The 17558-nt window shown below is 65.8% G+C and carries 15 protein-coding genes and 1 pseudogene; 8 read left to right on the top strand and 8 right to left on the bottom strand.

What is annotated here, in order from left to right:
• Window positions 1–51 precede the first annotated feature (51 nt).
• The 3 genes from QMA07_RS16850 to QMA07_RS16840 all read left to right on the top strand — a co-directional run bounded on the left by QMA07_RS16850 (window position 52) and on the right by QMA07_RS16840 (window position 2951).
• Window positions 52–531: a cupin domain-containing protein gene (locus tag QMA07_RS16850; protein WP_025104937.1), complete on the top strand. Its 480-nt coding sequence runs from the start codon at window positions 52–54 to the stop codon at window positions 529–531.
• Window positions 532–1065: 534 nt separating this feature from the next.
• Window positions 1066–1722, top strand: a complete 657-nt coding sequence (locus QMA07_RS16845; RefSeq protein WP_058631431.1) for a GntR family transcriptional regulator — start codon at window positions 1066–1068, stop codon at window positions 1720–1722.
• Window positions 1719–2951, top strand: coding sequence for an MFS transporter (locus QMA07_RS16840; RefSeq protein WP_036323377.1), 1233 nt, complete (start codon window positions 1719–1721; stop codon window positions 2949–2951). Before QMA07_RS16845 ends, QMA07_RS16840 begins: the two co-directional genes overlap by 4 nt.
• Before the next feature lie 187 nt (window positions 2952–3138).
• Here QMA07_RS16840 and QMA07_RS16835 read toward each other — a convergent pair.
• The 4 genes and pseudogenes from QMA07_RS16835 to QMA07_RS16820 form a co-directional block, all read right to left on the bottom strand.
• Window positions 3139–3581 (bottom strand): annotated as a pseudogene (locus QMA07_RS16835) (integrase core domain-containing protein); the annotation flags it as partial.
• Between the two features lie 42 nt (window positions 3582–3623).
• A complete protein-coding gene (locus QMA07_RS16830) occupies window positions 3624–3956 on the bottom strand; it encodes a cupin domain-containing protein (protein WP_058631432.1) in 333 nt (110 codons plus the stop codon).
• Window positions 3957–4153: 197 nt separating this feature from the next.
• A complete protein-coding gene (locus QMA07_RS16825) occupies window positions 4154–5008 on the bottom strand; it encodes an aldo/keto reductase (protein WP_290163976.1) in 855 nt (284 codons plus the stop codon).
• A 46-nt stretch (window positions 5009–5054) separates the two neighbouring features.
• Window positions 5055–6032, bottom strand: coding sequence for an aldo/keto reductase (locus tag QMA07_RS16820; protein WP_290163974.1), 978 nt, complete (start codon window positions 6030–6032; stop codon window positions 5055–5057).
• A 113-nt stretch (window positions 6033–6145) separates the two neighbouring features.
• Between QMA07_RS16820 and QMA07_RS16815 the strand changes: the two genes are divergently transcribed.
• A complete protein-coding gene (locus QMA07_RS16815) occupies window positions 6146–7012 on the top strand; it encodes a helix-turn-helix transcriptional regulator (RefSeq protein ID WP_290163972.1) in 867 nt (288 codons plus the stop codon).
• Window positions 7013–7449: 437 nt separating this feature from the next.
• Here QMA07_RS16815 and QMA07_RS16810 read toward each other — a convergent pair whose 3' ends face one another.
• From QMA07_RS16810 to QMA07_RS16800, 3 genes are all read right to left on the bottom strand, one after another.
• The gene (locus tag QMA07_RS16810) at window positions 7450–9246 is read right to left on the bottom strand and encodes a hypothetical protein (RefSeq protein WP_290163970.1); all 1797 of its coding nucleotides are present in this window, start codon (window positions 9244–9246) and stop codon (window positions 7450–7452) included.
• Window positions 9243–9545, bottom strand: a complete 303-nt coding sequence (locus QMA07_RS16805) for a hypothetical protein (RefSeq protein WP_290163968.1) — start codon at window positions 9543–9545, stop codon at window positions 9243–9245. The genes QMA07_RS16810 and QMA07_RS16805 overlap by 4 nt, the downstream gene beginning before the upstream one ends.
• A gap of 63 nt (window positions 9546–9608) precedes the next feature.
• Complete coding sequence (locus tag QMA07_RS16800) at window positions 9609–9794, bottom strand: hypothetical protein (protein WP_290163966.1); 186 nt, start codon at window positions 9792–9794, stop codon at window positions 9609–9611.
• Between the two features lie 325 nt (window positions 9795–10119).
• Between QMA07_RS16800 and QMA07_RS16795 the strand changes: the two genes are divergently transcribed.
• The 4 genes from QMA07_RS16795 to QMA07_RS16780 all read left to right on the top strand — a co-directional run bounded on the left by QMA07_RS16795 (window position 10120) and on the right by QMA07_RS16780 (window position 16323).
• Window positions 10120–11415, top strand: a complete 1296-nt coding sequence (locus QMA07_RS16795; protein WP_241245547.1) for an extracellular solute-binding protein — start codon at window positions 10120–10122, stop codon at window positions 11413–11415.
• Between the two features lie 75 nt (window positions 11416–11490).
• Complete coding sequence (locus QMA07_RS16790; protein ID WP_290163963.1) at window positions 11491–12459, top strand: sugar ABC transporter permease; 969 nt, start codon at window positions 11491–11493, stop codon at window positions 12457–12459.
• Window positions 12452–13270, top strand: coding sequence for a carbohydrate ABC transporter permease (locus QMA07_RS16785; protein WP_290163962.1), 819 nt, complete (start codon window positions 12452–12454; stop codon window positions 13268–13270). The genes QMA07_RS16790 and QMA07_RS16785 overlap by 8 nt, the downstream gene beginning before the upstream one ends.
• Entirely contained in the window at window positions 13267–16323 is a 3057-nt protein-coding gene (locus QMA07_RS16780; protein ID WP_288969875.1) for a glycoside hydrolase family 2 TIM barrel-domain containing protein, read from the top strand. Before QMA07_RS16785 ends, QMA07_RS16780 begins: the two co-directional genes overlap by 4 nt.
• 43 nt (window positions 16324–16366) lie before the next feature.
• On the opposite strand, the gene QMA07_RS16775 is transcribed toward QMA07_RS16780, so the two are convergent.
• The gene (locus QMA07_RS16775; protein ID WP_288969876.1) at window positions 16367–17416 is read right to left on the bottom strand and encodes a LacI family DNA-binding transcriptional regulator; all 1050 of its coding nucleotides are present in this window, start codon (window positions 17414–17416) and stop codon (window positions 16367–16369) included.
• Window positions 17417–17558 lie beyond the last annotated feature (142 nt).

Below are 17558 nucleotides of genomic sequence, written 5' to 3'. Positions count from 1 at the left end.
GAAAGATGATGCTGACTTGGACTCGAAGTCCGAGCACAAAAGGAGAACACAATGACCATCAACGACATCGGGCCCCGCCCGAACGCGTTCGACATCGAAGAGGCCACCCGGCGGAACGAGAACTACCGCAGCGTGGCGTGGACCGGGAAGTATTTGCAGGTCACGCTGATGTCTATCCCGGTCGGGGAGTCCATCGGCCTGGAGGTCCACCAGAACACCGATCAGTTCCTGCGCCTCGATGCCGGACAGGGCAGGGCCGTCATGGGCCCGGCCAAGGACCGGCTCGACTTCGAGCAAAACGTCTCGGATGGGTGGTCTGTCCAGGTCCCCGCCGGCACCTGGCATGACGTGATCAACACTGGCGACGAACCGCTGCGCCTCTACGCGATTTATGCCCCGGTGCACCACGCACCTGGCATCACCCAGAGAACCAGCGACAAGGCAGAACAAGACGAAGCGACCGGTAAGGACGAGCCTCCCGCATGGACCGTCCAGCCCGAGGACAGCGCGCCGGACGAGCACGCCAACTGACGTCTACTTGTGTCACCGCTCCGTAAGGATGTTGCGGACGAGGATCGTCTTGGTCCACCCCGGGCAGCGCGCCCCGCCGCCGCGTGAAGACATCGGCCGGTCTCGACCGGCCGATGTCTTCACGCTCCCGCCCCTCACGCTGGTAGGTCTGACGATCACGGATGTCGAGGACCTCGACTGGGCCTCGTGTCAGAGTGTCGGCAAGGCCGCATGGTTCCTCGGGCAGGCCAACACTGTGCCCTGTCTGCGACACCGTGCGATCACAGAACGCCGCCACAAAGCGTCAAACTCCACACGCATGGGAACGATGCATCTGGCGGCGGAGAAAGCGGGTGCCCAGAAGCCGCTGGCAAAAATTTCACCGAGCTAAGAGGACGCCCGCCGAAAACGATCGTTTTCGGCAGGTCCACTCCCACAACCTGTGCCCAGGCTGGCTCAGGCCGCGCCGTAAAAACACCCCGCCATTCTCTTGTTGTCTTTTGTAGAGTATGCGACTAGTATCTATGTTGTATTCAGAAACAAGGGGGGGCAAGCGTGACCGAATCTGGTGCCGCTAGCCATGCATCCGCGTCCGAGGTTGCCTACCACCATTTGCGTGCCCAGATCTTGGATGGCGCGTTACTTGGGGGAAGCATGATCAGCGAGGGGATGGTGGCCAACGAGCTTGGTATGAGTCGCACTCCGGTGCGTGAGGCGTTCCTGCGACTGCAGGGCGAGGGGTGGTTGCGTTTGTACCCCAAGCGCGGTGCGTTCGTCGTTGAGGTGAGGCCACACGAACGCGAGGAGATCGTGCGGGCGCGCGTTCTCCTCGAGTCGGATGCCGTCTCCCGGGTCTCGGGCGATGCCCGGCTGCGTTCCGAACTTGTCGAGCGACTGCAGACGATCCTCGGGGGGCAGCGTGATGCCGCTGCGCGGGAAGACCTTCACGGCTTCGCGGTCCTGGACGCGGACTTTCACGCTGCGGTCGTCGATGCCGGCGGAAACCGTCTGCTATCGGACTTTTTCGCGTCGTTGAGCGATCGGCAGAGGCGGATGACGGCGCGATCGCTGTGGAAGCGCGCGGACCGCCTCGAGGGGGTCCTCGACGACCACACCGAGCTCGCGCGGCTGATCGATGGTGCGCATAGCGACGCATTCCGAATCGCGCTCGAATCTCACATCCGGCGTACACATCGGGAGCTGTTGCCATGAGTATCACGGACTCCCTCCCGATCCCGGATGCGGGTCCTCGGCACCGCATCCGCCCCTGGATGGCCGTGTGCGCGGCGCTCTTCGCGGTCGCGTGGGGTGGTAACGAATTCACCCCCCTGCTGGTGATGTACCGACAGGAGGACGAGATGACGCCTCTCGTGCTCGACGTTCTGCTCGGTGCGTACGTTCTCGGTATCGTGCCCGCTCTGATCCTCGGAGGCCCTCTCTCCGACCGATTCGGACGCCGGCCGTTCTTCCTTCCTGCTCCGCTCGTCGCTGTCGCTGGGAGCGTTCTGCTCGCGCTGGGCGCTTCATCGCCGACCGTGTTGTTCGCCGGGCGAGTTCTCTCGGGTGTGGCGCTGGGGTTGGTTATGGCGGTGGGGACTGCCTGGGTGAAGGAGCTGTCGCAGGCGCCGTTCGACACCGGAGCCCGGGAAGGGAGCGGCGCAGGGCGCGCGGCGCTCGCCCTCACAGCGGGCTTTGCCCTGGGCGCGGGGGTTGCTGCGGCGCTCGCGCAATTCGGGCCCGCACCGCAGCAGAGCCCATACTTCGTGCACATCGTGCTAGCCATCGCATCATTCTCGCTGCTGTGGCGGGTGCCGGAGAGTAGGCGGACAAGTGATGACGGTCGGCCGTTACTCGAGGACTTGAAGATTCCGTCCGCTGTGCATCGTCGCTTCCTTTTCGTCGTCGTGCCCATGGCGCCCTGGGTCTTCGGCACAGCGGCCAGTGCCTACGCGATACTGCCTGGCCTGATGATGTCGAAGGCTCCGGGCTTGGAGATCGCGATGAGCGGGCTCCTGTGTGTGATCGCACTAGGATGCGGCGTCGGCGCGCAGCGGATTGCGGGCCGCTTCGATGACCCCGGCTCGGCCCGCGGTGTCGGCTTGGCGCTCGCAGTCACCGTCGTGGGGATGGTGCTGGCGGCCGTCGCGGTCGGTCTCGACTCGTTGGCGTGGGTCGTCGTCGCCGCTGCCGCGCTCGGGGCTGCGTATGGACTCTTGCTCGTTGGTGGTCTCCGCGAGATCCAGCGTATCGCCGGCCCCGACGATCTCGCGGGGCTCACGGCCGTGTACTACTCGCTGACCTACATCGGATTCTTCATCCCGGCCGTTCTTGCGCTAGTGGGTGCGTGGCTCCCGTACACGGTCATGTTCGTCATCGGCGCGGTTCTTGCGCTCATCAGTTTCAGCATCGTCGCTCTGAGCTGGCGCAGGCACCTTCCGTAGCGCGTCGCCGGGCATCGCCGTCCGATGGGACTGGCAGCGCGGTTGCTCCGGAGGCAGCCGCCAGGCTCCGAGCTGCTTGCGATCCCCGCGGGCCGGTCGCCGTCAAGGACGCCATGCAGTCGAGGTGCAGCGGGAGTGGCATGGTGACGTCTGCGCCCCGGGCGCCTGTGATCGTGAGCCGCCCCCTTCATTCGGTCCGGACGTTCTGTGAGTCGTCGGTTTCCATTGATGGGTGCACTGTCGAGCGTACTCGGCTGGGGGTAGGTAGCCGAGCGAGGAGTGCCGGCGGTGGTGGTTGTACTCGTCCTTCCAGTCGCCGATGATGACCTGCGCGTGCAGCAGCGAGTAGAAGCTGTTGATGTTGAGGCACTCGTCGCGGATCCGGCTGTTGAACGACTCGACGTACCCGTTGCGCCACGGCGAGCCCGGAGGGATGTAGGACAGGCCGGTGCGGGTGCCGGCCCAGTCGGCCATCGCCTCGCTGATGAACTCCGGCCCGTTGTCCGACCTGAGCACCGCCGGGGCGCCCCGGGCGGCGACGAGGTCCTCGAGGTGGGCGGTGAGTCGGTCGGCGGTAATCGAGCGCTCCACGAGGCCGCCGATGCACTCCCGGGTGTGTTCGTCGACGATCGGCCGTACTGCGGAGTTCCCACGATCCGTACGCAACCTGCTTCAGTGCTTCTTAACGACGGTCAGGAGGATGACTGAGTCCTCGATGGCGTCGAGTGAGTGGAGCCCGTCCGGGATGATGAGGAGGTCACCGGGAGATCCGTTCCACGACAGGTCTCCGAATCTGAGCAGGACGCGGCCCTCGAGGACTTGCAGGGTTGCCTCTCCGGAGCTTTCGTGCTCAGCCAGGCTTTCGCCGGCCTTGAGAGCAATAAGCGTTTGTCGGAGTTGATGCTCGTGTCCTCCGAAGACGGTCTTCGCGCTTCTACCACTGGACGCTTCCTTCGCCTGAGAGAGTTCGTGTCGCGCGAGGGCGATGAGTGAGGTCTTTTGCATAGCATTTCCGATGTTCGAATGTCATCGTGCGTGGGGTTGCTCGGCCTTACGGGAACCAAGCTGGCCGACACAGCTTGGCTCAAGCTCGTACCTATTATCTGTCCCCGTTCGGCTTACTCTCCGAGCCTGCCACTCGTTCAGCACGCTGGTCACCGAAAACGATCGTTTTCGGCGCGGCCGGGCGGCCGCGATTCCGCTTAGCTCTCCGCTCGCCCGGCGAGCCAACGGACCATTTCGGGGTCGGCGTGGGAGAAAAATTGCGACTTGCCTGCGTCGAGGGCGGCGATGCGGTCCATATCTTCGCCGGCGAGCTCGAAATCGAGCACGTCAAAGTTTTGCTGCATCCGCTCACGCTTGACCGACTTGGCCAACGACACCACCTCTCGCTGCAGGAGCCACCGCAGGACGACCTGCGCTGGCGTCTTGTCGTACTTCTCGCCGATCGCGGTCAGCACGGGGTTGGAGAACAGGTCGTTCTTCCCCTCGGCGAAGGGCGCCCACGCTTCGAGTACGACGCCTTCTGCGGTGAGGAGCTCCTGGTAGTCGGTCTGCTGGTGGAACGGGTTGGTTTCCATCTGATTCACCGCAGGCACGATGGTGCTGAACTGGATCAGGTCAACGAGGCGGTCAGGGGCGAAGTTGGAGACACCGATCGCGCGAATCCGGCCCGCGGTGTGCAGCTTCTCCATGGCCCGCCACTCGCCGTAGTAGTCGCCGAAGGGCTGGTGGATCAGGTACAGGTCGAGGTAGTCGAGGCCGAGCTTGCGCATCGAGGTTTCGAAGGCCTCTAGGGCCCCCTCTTCGCCGCGCCTCTGGATCCAGAGCTTGGTGGTGATGAAAAGCTCCTCGCGCGGCACGCCGCTGGCAGCGATGCCTCGACCGACGGCTTCTTCGTTGCCGTAGCTGGCGGCGGTGTCGATGAGGCGGTAGCCCGCCGCGATCGCGTCGACGACGGCTTGCTCGGTGTCCTTGGCAGGGATCTGGAAGACGCCGAAGCCGCGCAATGGCATCTCAACACCGTTGTTCAGGGTGACGGTGGGGGTGGTGCTCATGATCGTTCCTTTCAACAGCGCCCTAGGCGCGACAGATGGGTGGGTTTCAGTAGCCGGCGGGCTGGCGGACGACGTAGTGCGCGTTGAGCTCGTCGACCTCCCCGCTGGTGAGAGTGAGCTCGACGGCCGCGGCCGCATCGGCCAGGTGGTGCTGTTTCGTTGCGCCCACAATGGGGGCGCTGACGATCGGGTTGGCGAGAACCCACGCGAGAGCGATCTGCGCCATAGGGACTCCCCGCTCGGCGGCGATCCGCTCGACGGCATCGATGACGGGCTTCTCCGCGTCGGGGTTGGCGAAGTGGGCGCTACCGACAGGGTCATTGTGGGATCGGGCGCTGGTCCTCTCGCCAAAAGGTCGAGCAACCCGGCCCTTCGCGAGCGGGCTGTACGGGATGCTCCCGACACCTTGGTCTCCGAGTAGTCCGAACATCTCGCGCTCCTCTTCCCGGTACAGAAGGCTGTACTGGTCCTGCATCGAGATGAAACGCGTCCACCCGTGAACGTCGGCGGCGTGCTGCATCTTCGCGAACTGCCAGGCGTGCATTGCTGAGGCGCCGAGGTAGCGCGCCTTGCCGGCTTTGACGACGTCGTGCAGCGCTCCCATCGTCTCCTCAACAGGGACGGCGGGGTCGAAACGGTGGATCTGGAGGAGGTCGACGTAGTCGGTCCCGAGCCGGGCCAAGGATGCATCGACCTGCTCGAAAATCGCTTTGCGAGACAGCCCGCTACCGCCCGGACCTGCGTGCATGGGGAAGAACACCTTGGTGGCGAGCACGATCTGCTCGCGGCTTGAGAACTCGGTGATCGCGCGCCCAACGATCTCTTCCGAAGTCCCCTTCGCGTAGACGTTCGCGGTGTCCCAGAAGGTAATGCCCAACTCCACCGCCTGCCGGAAGAACGGCGCCGCCTTCTCTTCGTCGAGCACCCACTCGGCGAACCCACTCCTGGGCTCTCCGAAGCTCATGCAACCGAGCGCTACGCGACTGATCTGGAGGCCGGAGCCCCCGAGACGGGTGTACTGCATGGCGGCGTCCTTTCACATTGCGGGGTTGGACATCAGTCAACGCCCACCGCTTCAAGCGATACAGGCTCCCGCAGAACCACCCTCATCCTTGGGCTCAGCCGTAGCCTCGGACCATGGCAAACGGAAGCGAGCTGCGCGATTTCCTCGTGTCCAGACGAGCGCGGATCACCCCCGAGCAGGCCAAGCTCCCCGCCTACGGGGGCAACCGTCGCGTCGCAGGGCTTCGCCGCGAAGAGGTCGCGGTGCTCGCCGGTGTGAGCGTCGACTACTACACCAAGCTCGAACGAGGCGCCGTGGGCGTGGTGTCCGAATCCGTGCTCGACGCCGTCGCTCGCGCTCTCCAACTCACACCCACCGAACGCGACCACCTCTTTCACCTGACCGGCACAACCGCGTCCCTTCGCACGATCTCACGGCCGGAACTCGTCCTCGTCCGGCCCGCCGTGCAGCGCATCCTCGACGGCCTCGACGAATCGCCCGCATCTGTTGGAACCGTCACACGCGGCCTCATCGCCGCAAACGCGCTCGGCCGAGCAACCTACTCCCCCCTCTACGACGATGCGCCAGAGGGCACCCCCAACACCGCCCGGTACACGTTCCTTAACCCCAGCGCCAAGATCTTCTTCATCGAGTGGGACACCGCAGCAGCCAACCTCGTCGCCAACCTCCGGCGCGAACTCGGCACCGACCCACACAACCGGGCACTCCAACACCTCATCGACGAACTCAACCGCGACAGCGCGGAGTTCCACGCCCTCTGGCGATCCCACGACGTGCGCACCCACGACGCCGGCATCAAATCAATCCGTCACCCCATCGTCGGCGAGCTTCACCTGACCTTTGAGGCCATGCCCCTCCCGGCCGACCCCGGCCAAAACCTGATCATCTACGGTGCGGAACCGGGATCAGAAACCGCCGACCGCCTACGCCTCCTCGCAAGCTGGAGCGCCACAACGACAGCCCCCGATACCGCAACGTGACGATCGGGGAAAGGCATCGATCGTCGTCGGGGCTCTCACCGTGGGGCTCTCCCTTGGAGGCTGCTCCCCCATCTCCGACATGCGCACAGAAACCTCCTCGCCGACACCCGCGACACCGGAGGCTGAAACGTCTGCCCGCCAGTACCAAGACGGCACCTACGAAGCGCGCGGATGGTACGGCGGACTGCCCTCACACCACGACGTCTCGCTGACGATCGGACTATTCATGCTTTGCAGCCGGAGGCTTCATGAAATAGCGCGTCGCCGGGCGGAATAGGCGGGTTTCGTCTGATCTGCCTTCAATCCGACGTTGCAAGAGCCGATCGGACGTCGGTTTATGGCTCCAGGACCGACTTGCCCGACGATCGACCGCCACAACGCAACGACGAGTAGCCCCTCTCGGGGCTACTCGTTGCTATTCAGTTCGGTGCGGCTTCTTACGCGGCTTCCGCTGCTTCGTCGTCTGGTGGGTCGACCGCGTCAAGTGCAGACCCGCCGAGCATCCACATCGGGGTCCCGTCGGTCGATGCGGCGCGACTCGGCTCCCCCTTCGGAGAGTGTTCGACCTCGAGAGCACGAACGAGCACCCGGAGGTTGTGCACCATGACCATCAGCGCGCTCGCGAGACCGTGGAAAGCGGCGCCGCGCCCTGAGCGCTTCTGCGGGTCTTCGATGTCGACGAACCGGGAGCGCTTGATGTCGGCGTTCGATGACTCGACCTGGTTGCGTTGCCCGTAGGCCTTTGCCCACTTTTTGCTACCCCACGGGAACCTCTGCAGGTGCCTGACGAAGCTCACATCCGGCTGGACTCGGATGCTGCCGCGAAGCTTGTTCTTGTGTGGCTGGATGGGCTTACCGGTGACGGGGTCGAAGGCGTTGTATGACCTCGGGTCTGGGTAGGTGTAGCGCTGCGCGCCGTTGCGATTCTCGCTGACCATCGAGCCGTGCCGCTTCATTTGGTAGGCCTCGCGGTCGCGGATGATTTCTTGCACGTCGGCCCAGGTGTAGAGCTCGCCGGTCTTCGGGTTGGGCTTGCCCTCCTTGTAATAGCGGATACCCCAGACGAGCTTCCAGGGCATGCGGTTCACGTAGATGGCCCCGTCCACGACGATTAGGTCGGTGCCGGGAATCAAGCCTTGGGGGCCGAACTGGTTCTTCTTGTAGTCGAAGACCATCTCCCAGTAGTCCGTCCGCAGCGGCAGTTGAAAGTTCTCTGCCTCGGAGTTGTTGAATGCGCGGTCTGCGGCGCAGTGACCTCGTTGCTCGAACAGTCGTGAATGGGCTTGCATTGCGAGGCGTGGCCCGTCGGTGATTTCGCTGGGGCGGTGGAGGGAGACGCCGGTGATGAGCCTGGCGAAGGCGGGGTGTTCGTCGTAGCCGTCGATGTCCATCATGGTGACGAAGTCCAGTTCGTGCGCGGGCTCGTTTCCCTTCGGGCCGTGTTTGCGCGTATACGTTCCCGCCGTGAAGTCGACATTCGTATTGATTCCACCGGGGAGCAGGGTGCGGCTGGCGGCCACTACGTCGGGGTGGTCGAGGGCCAGGCCCTTCCGAGCGAGGGTGAAGGCCCGACTGTGGACCCGTCCTTGCACTCGGATGCGGGTCGAGTCGAGCGCAACGTCGCCGGAGTATGCGTCGCGGTATCGCTGCGGCAGGCTGGAGACGGACGCGGCCACGAGGGCCTGAATCATCCAGCGCAGGCGCTCCTCGCGCTCCACGTCCTTCGCGTCCAAGGCTGCGATGGCGTCCGCGAGGGGCAGGCGCGTCTTCTTCTTTGTCGCGTGGTACGGGTCCACGAGATGGAGGATGCGGGACTTTGCGCGCCAGTGCCGATGATACCACCGCTTCTCGCTGACTCGCTCGGGAGTGATGCCGAGGGCGCCGTATTGCATGCGCGTGAGTCGGTGCGTGATAGTGTCCGCGACTTCCTGATACTGAATGCCCTTATTCCAGAAGGCGGTCATCAGCTCGATGACCAGCGCCGCTCGGAACGTGATTACCGGCTTGCGTCCGACATTGCTCTTCCGCTCGAGCGCGTCCCATTCGTGGAGCTTCTCGACGACGCCGGAACGGTCGACGAGGTCAACGAACGCGTGAAACATCCTCATGGGCATGTATGCCGACTGAGCCCTCGCGCGTCGAAACTCGAAGTGACCGACACCGACGATTTTCTTGAGTTCATCATCGAGGGCCTTTTCGATTCCTTCCGGACCGACTTTCACCTTCCATTTCATGCTTCGTCCTCCTGACGGAGAAAGCGCACGTACTCAGAAGGGTCGACATCCTCGACGTGGTGCAGGAACTGGGCGAGCTTGTCGAATGTCACTACGCCACCAGCCCGGAACAGCGTCTTGAGGTTTGCGATAGCGGCGAGGTGAGCGACCACCCACGTCTCCCTCAAGCGGGTGCTGGTCGGTGGAGTGCCGGCTGAGTTCTGGGCGAACTTGTTCAGCGCCGGGTAGCGGCGGCGGTCGAGCATGGGGCCCCAGAGCGTCGTGTAGTCGCCTGGCACGCGTTCGAGGACGGTCTCCATCCAGTCGTCCCATTCAGCGAGCAACGGCACATCCCGCGCGTGCTGACCCTGCACGTGCACGACCTACCCGCCACCGTCGAGGGGCTCGATGTGTTCAGCGCTGAGCTCCGCGACATCGACCGGTCGGAGTCCGGCGCCCGCGCACAGAACCAACATGAGCATCGCTCGGTACTGCTTCGTGAGGTCGCGCTGAGCGCCCGCCCACCGGCGGAATCCGGCCATCTCTTTCGAGGAGTAGGGAGCGGCCATAGCCTTGGACGCAACAATCTTCCGCGATTCCTCAGGGTTCTCCTCGGGGAGGAGGACGCGAGGCATCCGCGTTTGCGAACCCGACCGCTCCCGCCGCCCGCACCGGCGCGGCCTCCCATCGCGGAGCCGCGGCGCAGCCGGCGGCGGGAGCGGTTCTGATCGACCCGCTGACCCGCGCCGGCAAGGTCACGATTGCGTAACAGGACTTGCTGACGCAAAATGTTTACGTGATCATTTTGATGATTGCCAGTGACGCAGACGTCGTGGCAGGGCCGAGGAGTCGTTCCGTGGCCACCTGAATCCCCCCCCGAGAGGACATGCTTCGATGAAGCGCATGACAAAGGCTGCGGCGATGGCCGCCGCGGCGATCCTTCCCCTGTTCGCGCTGACCGCATGCGGCAGCGGTGGCGACGCCGAGGGCTCCGGCGACGGCAACACCCTGACCGTCTGGGCCTGGGACCCCTCCTTCAACATCTATGCGATGCAGGAGGCCGAGAAGGTCTACCAGAAGGACCACCCCGACTTCGAGCTGAAGATCGTGGAGACGCCCTGGGACGACCTGCAGGCCAAGCTCACCACCATCGCCCAGTCGCAGCAGTTCGACGAGCTGCCCGACATCTTCCTCATGCAGAACAGCGCGTTCCAGAAGAACGTCATCAACTATCCCGACGTGTTCGGCGACTACGCCGACGCCGACATCGACTTCTCGGAGTTCCCCCAGAGCGTCACCGCCTACTCCACGATCGACGACGTCAACTACGGTGTGCCCTTCGACTCGGGCACCGCGGTCTCGGCCCTGCGCACCGACGTGCTGGAGCAGGCCGGATACACCATCGACGACTTCACCAGCACCACCTGGGACGACTTCATCACGAAGGGCAAGGACGTGCTGGCCAAGACCGGCAAGCCGCTGCTCTCCGGCATCGCCGGCTCGTCCGACCTGCTGTCGATCATCCTGCAGTCCGCCGGGGGGAGCCTGTTCGACAAGGACGGTCAGCCCACGATCGCCGGCAACGATGTGCTGATCGACGCCATCGAGGTGTACACCGAGCTGGTCGAGTCCGGCGTGTTCGTCGAGGTCAACTCGTGGGACGAGTACATCAGCAGCTTCGTCAACGGCTCTGTCGCCGGCACCATCAACGGCATCTGGATCGCCGGGTCGATCCAGACCGCTGAGGACCAGGCGGGGAAGTGGGCCGTCACCGACCTGCCGAAGCTCGACGGCGTGCCCGACGCCACGAACTACTCGGCCAACGGCGGTTCGTCCTGGGCGATCAGCTCCACCGGCGACGCGACGCTCGCCGCCGACTTCCTGGCATCCACCTTCGCGGGATCGACCGACTTCTACGACACGATCCTGCCGAAGGCCGGCGCGGTCGCGAACTGGATCCCCGCCGGCGAGAGCAGCGTGTACGCCGAGCCGAGCGCGTTCTTCAGCGGGCAGCCGATCTTCCAGAAGGTCGTCGAGTTCGGCGCCGAGGTTCCCAGCAGCAACACCGGCGTCTACTTCTTCGAAGGTCGTGACGCGGTCAGCGCGGCGATGACCAAGGTCATCGGCGGCACCAGCATCGAGGATGCGCTCGACGAGGCCCAGGCCAACGTCGAGTTCGCGATGAACTGACCCTCTCCGCTCGGGCGGGGCACGACGCCCCGCCCGAGCGTCCTGTTCCGAAGCAATGGAAAGCGAGTACGCATCGTGGCGACCCAGGCGATCGTGACCTCCGACGGCTCCCGCCGGCGGGGGCGGAGCACCCCTCCGCCGGACTTCACCCCGCGCGGACCGTGGCTGAACACCGCACGGCGACGCAACCTCACCGGGTGGGGGTTCCTTCTGCCGGCAGCCCTCCTGATCACGCTGCTGAGCTTCGTGCCGATGATCCAGGCATTCGTCCTCTCGTTGCAGACCGGCCGGGGATCACGGCTGAACTGGGCGGAGCCGCTGTGGTCGAACTTCGCCCGGCTGCTCGACGACGAGATCTTCAAGCTCACCATGTTCAACACGGTGTTCTACCTGGTGGTCCAGGTGCCGATCATGCTGATCCTGGCGATGGTGCTGGCCAACCTGCTGAACGACCCGAAGCTGAGGGGCAAGGCCCTCTGGCGCACGATGATCTTCCTGCCGTGCGCCGTCTCGCTGGTCTCGTACTCGCTGGTTTTCCGCACCATGTTCGCCACGGACGGACTGGTCAACGACGCCCTCATGGCGGTCGGCCTCATGCACGACCCGCTCAACTGGCTCGGCGAGCCGTGGACCGCGCGGTTCGTGATCATCATCGGCCTGCTGTGGCGGTGGACCGGCTACAACATGATCTTCTTCCTGGCGGCGCTGCAGAACGTCGACCACTCCACCCTCGAGGCCGCGCGAATCGACGGCGCCGGAGCGTTCAAGACGTTCTGGTTCGTGACCGTGCCGCAGCTGCGGCCGATGATCGTGCTCACCGCGATCATGTCGATCAACGGCACGATGCAGCTGTTCGACGAGTCCTGGGCGCTCACCAAGGGCGGGCCGTCATACAACTCGATGTCGATGTCGCACTACCTCTACGAGCTCGCATTCCTGAAGAACCCCAACGTCGGCTACGCCTCCGCGATCTCGTACGTGATCCTGATCATGGTCGCGGTGCTGGCTCTCATCCAGATGAAGGTGGGTGACAAGCGTGACTAGTCGACGCTTTCCCTGGCGACGCGTACCCGGCTACGCGTTCCTGACCGTGTTCGCCCTGTTCTCGGTCTTCCCGCTGTATTTCATGCTGGTCTCATCGACCAACTCGACCCGAGAGGTCCTCGGATCCCGGCTGACCCCGGGCGGCCACTTCATCGACAATCTGGTGGCGCTGATCACGCAGCAGGATCTCGGCGCCGCCATGATCAGCTCGTCCCTCATCGCCATCGGCACGACGGTGCTGTCGCTGATCGTCTGCGCGATCGCGGGCTACGGCTTCGAGATCTACCACTCCCGCGGCAAGGACGTCGTGATGGCGATCCTCATGCTGGCGATGATGATCCCGTTCGCGGCCATCATGATCCCGCTGTTCCGCATCTTCGCGCAGTTCGACATGGTCAACTCGCTGTTCGCGGTGATCATCCCCTCGATCGCCACGCCACTGCTGATCCTGCTGTTCCGGCAGGCGTCGCGCTCGTTCCCGTATGAGGTCATCGAGGCCGCCCGGATCGACGGGCTGGGGGAGCTCTCCATCTTCGCGCGCATCTACGTGCCGACGATGAAGTCCACTTTCGCCGCCGCGGCCGTCATCACCTTCATGGCCTCGTGGAACGACTTCCTCTGGCCGCGTGTGATCCTGCTCGACAACGCGGTGCAGACGATGCCCATGCTCATCGCCAACCTCACGGCCGGATACGTCACCGACTACGGCGTGCTCATGCTCGCCGTGCTGCTGACATCCCTCCCGACCATCCTCATCTTCCTCATCCTGCAGCGCGCCTTCGCACAGGGCATCACCGGAGCCATCAAGTGACATTCGATCCCGTCTTCGCCATCGACCGCATCGCCGACCCGACCTTCGTCTCGGAGAACCGCCGCCCGGCGCACTCGGACCACCGCTGGTTCGCCGACCTCGACGAGGCGCGATCGGGGGTCAGCGCGTTCGAGCAGTCGCTGAACGGCTTGTGGAAGTTCTTCTGCGCCCGCAACCAGGGGCAGGTGCTGCCCGACTTCGCCGATCCGTCGCGGGATGTGTCGGGGTGGGACGACATCCGCGTGCCTTCGCACCTGCAGCTGGAGGGCTACGACCGACCGCAGTACGTCAACGTCGGCTACGCATGGGACGGCCAGGAGGACATCGAGCCGGGGCAGGTCCCCGAGCGCGACAACCCGATCGGATGCTATGTGCGCACCTTCGCGCTCGATTGCCCGCTCGCCGAGGGCGAGCGGCTCAGCGTCACCTTCCACGGCGCGGAGAGCGCGATCGCGCTGTGGGTGAACGGCCGCTACATCGGCTACAGCACCGACAGCTTCACCCCCGCCGAGTTCGATCTCACCGACGCGCTGGTCGAGGGCGAGAACCGCATCGCCGCGCAGGTGTTCAGCTACAGCGCCGGCTCGTGGCTCGAGGACCAGGACTTCTTCCGGTTCTCGGGCATCTTCCGCGACGTCACCCTGTACCGGCGCCCCGGGGTGCACGCCGAGGACATCCGCGTGACCACCGCGGTCGCCGATGACCTGGCATCCGCCCAGGTGCGGGTCCGCGTGGAGCTCGACGGGGCGGGCGGCGCCGTCTCGGCCCGCATCGAGGGCGTCGGCGAGCTCGCGCGGGATGCCGACGGAGCCTTCGTCGTGCAGGTGGAGGAGCCCCGGCTGTGGAGCCCCGAGCATCCGCACCTGTACGACCTCGTGATCGAGGTGCGCGACGCCGCCGGAGCGCTGACCGAGGTCGTCCCGCAGCGAGTCGGCATCCGCCGGTTCGGCATCGAGAACGGCGTGCTGTCGCTCAACGGCGACCGGGTCGTCTTCAACGGCATCAACCGTCACGAGTTCGGCCTGAACGGGCGGGTGCCGTCGCGAGAGCTCACCGAGTCCGACATCCGGATGCTGAAGGCGCACAACGTCAACGCCGTGCGCACCAGCCACTACCCGAACGACTCGGCGTTCTACGCGCTCGCCGACGAGTACGGCCTGATGGTCATCGACGAGATGAACCTCGAGACGCACGCCCGGTGGAGCCGCATCCGCCTGCACGGCGAATCGCTCGACACCGCCCTGCCCGGCGACCACGACGAATGGCGCCCGGCGGCGCTGGATCGTGCCCGCAGCATGCTCGAGCGCGACAAGAACCACGCCAGCGTGGTGATCTGGTCCTGCGGCAACGAGTCCTTCGGCGGCACGGTGCTGCGCGATGTGGCCGACTGGTTCCGGTCGGTCGACGATCGCCCGGTGCACTACGAGGGCGTGCACTGGGACCCGAGGTACCCCGAGACGACCGACATCGCGAGCCAGATGTACACCCCCGCCGCGGCGGTGGAGGACTATCTGCGCACCAACCGCGACAAGCCGTTCATCGTGTGCGAGTACGCGCACGCGATGGGCAACTCCTTCGGCGGGGTCGGCGAGTACATCGAGCTCGCGTATCGTGACGAGCTGTTCCAGGGCGGATTCATCTGGGACTTCGCCGATCAGGCGATCCTCATGCGCGATCGCTACGGCCGCGAGTACTTCGGCTACGGCGGCGACAACGGCGAGGCGCCGCACGATCAGGACTTCAGCGGCAACGGCATCTTCTTCGCCGACCACACCCCCTCGCCGAAGGCGCAGGAGATGAAGCGGCTGTACCAGGGCTTCGTCGTCGACGTGTCGGAGTCGTCGTTCGCGCTGACGAACCGGCTGATGTCGACCTCGTCGGCCGAATACGAGACGCGCGTCTCGATCTCCCGGGAGGGCCGCATCCTGACCGCCGGCGTCGTCGACACGGACGTCGCGCCGGGCGGGTCGGCGGTGTACCCGCTGCCGGTCGCGATTCCCGCGGCGGCGGGCGAGTACGCGATCGTCGTCTCGCTGCACCTGCGGACCGAGACGGCGTGGGCACCCGCCGGGCACGAGGTCGCCTTCGGCGAGCACGTGCTCAGGGTCGGCGAGCCGGCCGCAGGCGCGACGGCACCGGCCGCGCAGGTCGCGGCGCCCGCGCCGCGCCTGGTCGAGGGCACGCTGAGCATCGGCGTGCACGGGCCCGGCTTCCACGTGACGTTCTCGCGGATCTTCAACGGGCTGACCTCGTACCGCTTCGGCGAGACGCGCACGGGCGGCCGCGAGCTGCTCTCGGGCGCGGTCACCCCGAACTTCTGGCATGCGCCGACCGCGAACGAGCGGGGCTGGGGCGGCCCGTTCGAAGAGGGGCAGTGGCTGCTCGCCAGCCGTTACGGCCGCGCCAGCGGGTTTCACGAGCCGGCCGACATCTCGGTCGAGCAGGTCGACGGCGGGGTGCGCATCGGCTACCGCTACGAGCTGCCGACGACGCCCGTGACGCACTGCGATCTCAGTTATCTCGTCGACGGCGCGGGCCGGGTGGAGGTCACCCAGCGGATGCACGTGCCCGAGGGTCTGCCGCAGATGCCCGAGTTCGCCACGATGCTGGCGATGCCCGCGGATTACGACCGGGTGCGCTGGTACGGCGACGGTCCCGAGGAGTGCTATGTGGACCGGCGGGAGGGTGCCCGGCTGGGCGTCTACGACCGTCACGTCCCCGACATGCTCACCCCGTACATCCGTCCGCAGGAGGCCGGCAACCGCACCGGCGTGCGCTGGGCGGAGATCACGGATGCCCGGGGCGCGGGTCTGCGCTTCGAGGGAGACCCGATCATGGAGTTCTCGGCGCTGAGCTGGACGCCGGCCGAGATCGAGAGCGCACTGCATCCGCACGAGCTGCCGCCGATCCACCGCACGATCGTGCGCCCGGCGCTGATGCGCCGGGGGGTGGCGGGAGACGACTCCTGGGGTTCGCGTCCGCTCGACCGGTACCTGCTGCCGACCGGCGACCTCGAGTTCCGGTTCGCCTTCCGGGGGATCCAGACGCGCTGATTCCGGCGAGCTGGATTCCGCCCCGGCGAGATTCCGCCCCGGGCTAGATTCCGGCCTGCGCCGCCCTAGGAACCGGGGGCGGCGCAGTGCTCGCGCGGATGATCAGCTCGGTGGGCACCGGGTCGGCGACCGTGTGGCGGTTGTGCTCGATCCGGTCGATGAGCATGCCGACCGCTGCCACCGCGACGCGGTCGAAGTACTGGTGCACGGTGGTCAGCGGCGGCTGGAAATCGGCCGAGAGCTCCATGTCGTCGAAGCCGACGACGCTCACCGATCCCGGCACGTCGCGGCCGGCTTCATGGAATGCGCGCATGGCGCCCAGGGCCATTCCGTCGTTGGATGCGAACACGGCGGTCACGCTCGGATCGGCGGCGAGTCGCCGACCGGCGGCGTAACCCGACGCCGCGCTCCAGTCGCCCGGCATGATCGGCGGCACGACCCGGCCGTGCGCGCGGAGGGTGTCGGCCCATGACTGCGCCCGGTCACGGGCGCCGTGAGAGCTCTCGGGGCCGCGGATGTGCCAGACCGTCTCGTGGCCGAGTGAGAGAAGGTGCTCGGTGGCAAGGCGCGCGCCCTGGGCCTGGTCGGTGTCGATGGCCAGGTAGGGGTGCGAGCGACCCGCGGTGACGACGACGGTCGGGATCTTGGCCACCCGCACGAGATCCGATTCCAGGAGCTCGTGCTCCTCGAGGACGACGATCAGCCCGTCGACCGGTTGATCTGCCATTCGCGTGAGCGCTCCCGTGAGGCCCGCCTGCGCGATCGTCCACAGTGGTGTCAGCGCCAGCGAGTATCCCGACCTCGACGCCGCGGTCGCGAAGCCCTCGAGCGTCCGGGTGTTCCCATAGCTGGAGAGTTCGGACATGATGACGCCCAGCGTCCGGAATCTGCCGCTCTTCAGGGCTCGCCCGGCGGAGTTCGGCCGGTAGCCCATTCTGTCCATGGCCGCGAGCACCTTGTCGCGGGTGACCGGACGCACGATGTCCATGCCGTTGGCGACGCGAGAGACGGTCTGCGCCGAGACCCCGACCTCACGTGCGACGTCGATGATCGACGGCGCGCGCCACACGCGCGCGTCCTCCGGCTGCTCCACCACTGACCCTCCCGGCGTCCCCCTGAACGATACCAATCCGCGGTCGCGCCCCCGTCCCCGGCCTTCCCTCCGGCCCTCACCCACCCACCTCCGGGTTTCGAATCGCTCATATTGCTGTGTTCTGGCCGGAAACACAGCAATA

This window comes from Microbacterium sp. APC 3901, assembly GCF_030407765.1.
GTDB lineage: Bacteria > Actinomycetota > Actinomycetes > Actinomycetales > Microbacteriaceae > Microbacterium.
The sequence above is the reverse complement of the archived record's forward strand: the minus strand, read 5'-3'. Positions and strand labels throughout refer to the sequence as shown.